3 protein-coding genes are annotated in these 5553 nt (G+C 71.4%); 1 reads left to right on the top strand and 2 read right to left on the bottom strand.

The window, feature by feature from the left end:
* Nucleotides 1–162: 162 nt before the first annotated feature.
* On the bottom strand, nt 163–1098 hold the full coding sequence (locus B7767_RS25705; RefSeq protein WP_085574272.1) for an SPFH domain-containing protein: 936 nt from the start codon (nt 1096–1098) through the stop codon (nt 163–165).
* A 260-nt stretch (nt 1099–1358) separates the two neighbouring features.
* Here B7767_RS25705 and B7767_RS25700 point away from each other — a divergent pair, with 260 nt between their 5' ends.
* Nucleotides 1359–3650 (top strand): transglycosylase domain-containing protein, encoded by a 2292-nt coding sequence (locus B7767_RS25700; protein WP_085574271.1) that lies wholly within the window; start codon nt 1359–1361, stop codon nt 3648–3650.
* Between the two features lie 63 nt (nt 3651–3713).
* Here the strand turns inward: B7767_RS25700 and B7767_RS25695 are convergent.
* Nucleotides 3714–5553, bottom strand: a 1840-nt coding sequence (locus B7767_RS25695; RefSeq protein WP_107486323.1) for a SpoIIE family protein phosphatase, incomplete at its 5' end; no start/stop codon positions are given.

Raw genomic sequence — 5553 nt, 5'->3', positions numbered from 1 at the left:
GGGCCGGCGCCCGCCGCAGCAGGAACTCGATCTGCGCGTTGGCGGAGCGCAAGTCGTCGTTCGCCCACCGCGCCAGTGCCTCGTACACCGACGGGTCCAGCCGCAGCAGCACCTGCTTGCGCTGCGGCCGGCCCTGGGGGGCCGGGCCCCCGGACGGAGTCGTCACTGGTAGAGCGTCCCGGTGTTGAGGACCGGCTGCGCGGAGCGGTCACCGCACAGCACCACCATCAGGTTGGACACCATCGCCGCCTTCCGTTCGGGATCCAGCTCCACGATGTCCTGCTCGGCGATCCGGGCCAGTGCCGACTCCACCATGCCCACGGCACCCTCCACGATCTTCTGCCGGGCCGCCACCACGGCACCCGCCTGCTGCCGCTGGAGCATCGCCGAGGCGATCTCCGGAGCGTACGCGAGGTGGGTGAACCGGGACTCGATGATCTGCACCCCGGCCGCCTCCACGCGCGCGTGCAGTTCGACGGCGAGCTTCTCGGTGATCTCCTCGGCGTTGCCGCGCAGCGAGAGGCCGTCCTCGTCGTGGGCGTCGTAGGGGTACTCGATGGCGATGTGCCGCACGGCCGCCTCGGTCTGGGTGGAGACGAACTCGACGTAGTCGTCGACCTCGAAGGTGGCCTGGGCGGTGTCCTCCACCCGCCACACCACGACCGCGGCCAGCTCGATCGGGTTGCCGTAGGCGTCGTTCACCTTCAGGACCGCGGTCTCGTGGTTGCGCACCCGCGTGGAGATCTTCCTGCGCGAGGTGAGGGGGTTCACCCAGCGCAGTCCGTCCTGCCGGATCGTGCCCCGGTAGCGGCCGAAGAGCTGCACCACCCGCGCCTCGCCCGGCGCCACCATGTTCAGCCCGCACATGGCGAGGAACGCGGCGACGGCGACCAGGACGCCGCCGATGATCAGTACGGCCTTGGCGCCGGCCCCGTCGACCGCCGTGGCGGTGACGATCAGCGCGGCGCCGGCCAGCAGGCCGAGGAGGCCGAGCAGCAGTGCCAGTCCGCCGCCGATGCTGTGCGCCGCGAACTCCCGCACGCGTGGGGCCGGCATCTCGGGCACATCGGCCGTGACCTGGGTGTCGTGTGTGGACATGGGTGTTCCCCCGTTTCTCCGGGCGCCCGCCGAGCGGCTAGCACCTGTCTAGCTAAGTGATATCAGATTACCCCGTCCCGGCAACCTCACGCCCCTCTCGGACGTCGGTTCCGTTGGAGCGGGTGCTGATTGTCACGCCCGTAAAGGCCGGATCGGCGGCTCTTTGTCATAGCTCCCGGTGTTAGCTTTCTGAGCTGACCCGAGCGGCGAACTGGTGTGGCCACAGAGCACACACGAACGAAGCGGAGCGGAACGGACGCATGGGACGAGCGGAAGAAAGACGCGCACGACAGCGCGGTGGGCGCCGTGCGGCACCCCAGGGCCGCCGTTCGTCGGGCGCGGCCGGACGCGGCGGCATACGCCGCCTCTTCACCTGGAAGAAGATCCTCGGCACGTTCTTCGGCCTCTGCCTGCTCGGCATGGGCGCCTTCATCGTGCTGTACATGGTGATCGACATCCCCGAGGGGAACGCCGACGCCGAACTGCAGGGCAACGTCTACAAGTACAGCGACGGCTCGATCATGGCCCGCCGGGGCTACAACCGCGAGATCGTCGACCTCGCCAAGGTGCCCAAGGACGTCCAGCGCACCTTCGTCGCCGCCGAGAACAAGTCCTTCTACAAGGACTCCGGCGTCGACCTCAAGGGCACCGCGCGCGGTCTGCTCAACACGGTCTCCGGCAAGGGCGCGCAGGGCGGTTCGACGATCACCCAGCAGTACGTCAAGAACTACTACCTGACGCAGGAACAGACGGTCACCCGCAAGCTGAAGGAACTGGTCATCTCCCTGAAGCTGGACCGGGAGAAGTCCAAGGACTACATCCTCGCCGGCTACATCAACACCAGCTACTACGGCCGCGGCGCCTACGGGATCCAGGCCGCCGCGCAGGCCTACTACCGCGTCGACGCCGAGGACCTGACCGTCGAGCAGGGCGCGTACCTCGCCGCGCTGCTCCAGGCGCCGAACCAGTACGACTGGGCGATCGCCAGCGACACCGGCAAGAAGCTCGCCCAGGAGCGCTGGAACTACGTCCTGGACAACATGGTCGGGGAGGAGTGGCTGGACCGTGCCGACCGCCAGGGCATGAAGTTCCCGGTCCCCGAGGAACCCAAGGCCGTTCCCGGGATGGAGGGCCAGACCGGGTACCTGGTCGAGGCCGCCAACACCGCGCTCAAGCAGCAGCTCGTCGCCCAGGGCGTCGCCGAGGACACGAAGCAGGCCGACGCCATGCTGGACCTCGGCGGCTACACCATCACGCTGAACATCGACAAGAAGAAGCAGAAGGCGCTGGAGGAGGCGGTCAAGACCAAGCTCACCAGCAGGCTCGACCCCGACAAGCGCAAGGTCGACGCCGACGTCCAGGCCGGCGCCGTCTCCGTGGACCCGAAGACGGGCGCGGTCCTGGCGATGTACGGCGGCGTGGACTACGTGAAGCACTACCGGAACAACGCCACCCGCGACGACTACCAGCCCGCCTCCACCTTCAAGCCGCTGATCCTCGCCGCGGCCGTGGACCAGGACGCCGAGACCCAGGACGGCGTGCCGATCACGGCGAACACCATCTACGACGGCACGAGCGAGCGCCCCGTGATGGACGGCGACAAGGAGGTCGGCTTCGCACCCCCCAACGAGGACGACCGGAGTTACGGCGACGTCACCGTCCAGGAGGCGATGAACAAGTCCGTCAACTCGGTCTTCGCGCAGATGGGCACCGACGTCGGCATGACCGAGGTGGTCGAGACCGCGGGCGAACTCGGCATGGAGACCGAGGGCATGCCCGCCGTGCCCGCGCAGACCCTGGGCACCATGGGCGCGAGCCCGCTGGAGATGGCCGGCGTCTACGCGACCCTCGACAACCACGGCAAAAAGGTCACCCCGGCGATCGTGAAGTCGGTCGAGCACAAGGACCGCGCGGTCGAGTTCCCCGACCCGATCGGCGAGCAGGTCATCAGCCGCGAGGCCGCCGACACGGTGACCTCCGTGCTCACCGGCGTGGTCGACGACGGTACGGCCCAGAAGTCCGTGCGGGACAACCCGCTGCGCGACGGCCAGGCGGTCGCCGGCAAGACCGGTACGTCCGACAACAACAAGTCGGCCTGGTTCACCGGCTTCACCCCCGGACTGGTCACCTCCGTCGGCCTGTTCGGCGAGGACGACAAGACCGGCAAGCAGGTCCCGATGTACGAGGCAGCCGGCGTCGACTACCGCGTCAACGGCGGTGGCCCCCCGGCGGAGATCTGGGCCGCCTACACCTTCGGCGTCATGGACGAGGTCACCGAGTTCGACCTGGACACCAAGCAGGGCAACGCGGTGAAGAAGCCGAGCAGCTCGCCGCCGGTCTCGCAGTCGCCGTCCGGGACGCCGAGCGACGAGCCGACGAGCGAGGAACCGACCACCGAGGCGCCGCCGGAGACCTCCGCGCCGCCGACGTCCGAGCCGCCGACCTCCGCGCCGCCGACGTCGGAGCCGCCGCCGGACCCGACCACCTCCACATCGCCGACGTTCGAGCTTCCCGGGGGCCCGGGGGGCCCGGGGGACGACGAGGAGCCGTAGACGAGGGACACGAGGGGCGCCCGGTGACCACACCGGGCGCCCCTCGTCATGGCCTACGACGGTTCAGCTGCGGTTCAGCTCGAACCACACCACCTTGCCCGTGCTCAGCCGGGTCGCGCCCCAGCGCCGGGCCAGCCGGTTCACCAGGTACAGCCCGCGCCCGCCCTCGTCGGTGGCCCGCGCCTGCCGCAGCCGCGGGAGCTGCGGCACGTCGTCACCGACCTCGCAGCGCAGCACGTCGGTGCGCAGCAGCCGCAGGGTGACCGGCCGCGTGGCATAGCGCACGGCGTTCGTCACCACCTCGCTGACCAGCAGCTCCACCGAGTCGCTCAGCTCCTCCATGCCCCAGCGGGACAGCGCCCGCCGGGCCAGCCGACGGGCCCGGCCGGGGGCCGCGTCCTCCGGCTCCAGGAACCAGTACGCCACGTCGCTCGGCGCGATCCCGTCGAAACGGGCGGCGAGCAGCGCGATGTCGTCGTCCCGGTCGCCCGGACCGAGCATGTCCAGCACCTCGTCGCAGAGCGCCTCGAGCGGCGGCGGATGGTCCGGGCCGGTGAGCTGCGCGGTCGCGGCGAGCTTCTCCCGGAGCTGCTCGATACCGGTCCACACGTCCCGCAGCCGGGACTCCACCAGGCCGTCGGTGTACAGCAGGAGGGTCGCCCCGGCGGGCGCGTCCAGCTCGACGGCCTCGAAGTCCACCCCGCCCACGCCGATCGGGGCGCCCGCGGGCACCCGCAGCACCTCGGCGCGTCCGCCCAGCTCCAGCAGGACGGGCGGCGGGTGGCCGGCGTTGGCGATGGTGATGCGGTGCGACACCGGGTCGTACACCGCGTAGAGGCAGGTCGCCATGCGGTCCACGCCGAGCCGCTGCGCCTGCTCGTCGAGGTGGTGCAGCACCTCCTGCGGGGGCAGGTCGAGCCCGGCGAGGGTCTGTGCGGTGGTGCGGAGCTGGCCCATGATCGCCGCCGAGGTCATGGAGTGGCCCATGACGTCACCGACGACCAGCGCGACCCGGCTGCCGGGCAGCGGGATGGCGTCGTACCAGTCGCCGCCGACCCGCGCGGTCTCCGCGGCCGGGAGGTAGCGCGAGGCGAGCCGTACGCCGGTGCAGCGCGGCAGGTTCTCCGGCAGCATCGTGCGCTGCAGCTCGTCGGCGATGTACGCCTCCCGCCCGTACAGCACCGCCTTGTCGATGCCGAGGGCGCTGTGCGTGGCGAGCTGTGCGGCGACCAGCAGGTCGTCGGCCTCGAACGGGATGCGCTCCGGGCGGCGCAGGAACAGGGCCGCGCCGATCACCCGCCGCCGGCCGCGCAGCGGCGCGAGGATCGCCCGCTGTCCCTCCGGTACGGCCGACGCGCCCTCCTCGCCGAGGAGTTCGGGCAGTGCGGCACGGGCCGCGGGCGCGTCCGTGAAGACCGGCCGTACGCCGCGCAGCACCTCGGCGAGCGCGCTGCCGGGCCGTACGGTGCACAGTTCCGCGCCGACCGAGTCCAGCTCGGACGGCTCCGGCGGGGCGACCGGGGCGAACCCGCCCTCGGTGTCCCGTTCGGCCGGGATCCGGTCGGTGCGGCGCAACCGCAGCACCAGCGGGCCGGTGGGCCGCTCGTCGCCGACCGGCAGGGGATCGCGCAGATAGACCAGGATCGCGTCGGAGAAGGTGGGCACGGTGGCCCGGCACAGCCCCATCACGATCTCGTCCAGGTCGATGCCGCGGGCGATCCGCCGGGTCGCGGCACCGACGAACCGCAGCCGGTCCCCGTCCCTGCGCATCGGCGTGGGCCGTCCGGGCTTCGCCTGCTGCCCGGTACGGCGCTCCGTGCCGTCGGGGCCCTGGACCGGCCGGCCGTGGTCCGCGGCCGGCTGCACCGGGATGCCCTCGGGCGCGGGGCGCGGTCGGTGCGCG

The sequence above is a fragment of the Streptomyces sp. 13-12-16 genome, from assembly GCF_002114215.1.
Lineage (GTDB): Bacteria > Actinomycetota > Actinomycetes > Streptomycetales > Streptomycetaceae > Streptomyces.
Note: the sequence above shows the minus strand (reverse complement) of the source record. Positions and strands in the feature narration are given on the sequence as shown.

Coding starts and splice junctions, on each gene's coding strand:
- B7767_RS25705 (WP_085574272.1), bottom strand. CDS start 1,098: ATGTCCACACACGACACCCAGGTCACGGCCGATGTGCCCGAGATGCCG.
- B7767_RS25700 (WP_085574271.1), top strand. CDS start 1,359: ATGGGACGAGCGGAAGAAAGACGCGCACGACAGCGCGGTGGGCGCCGT.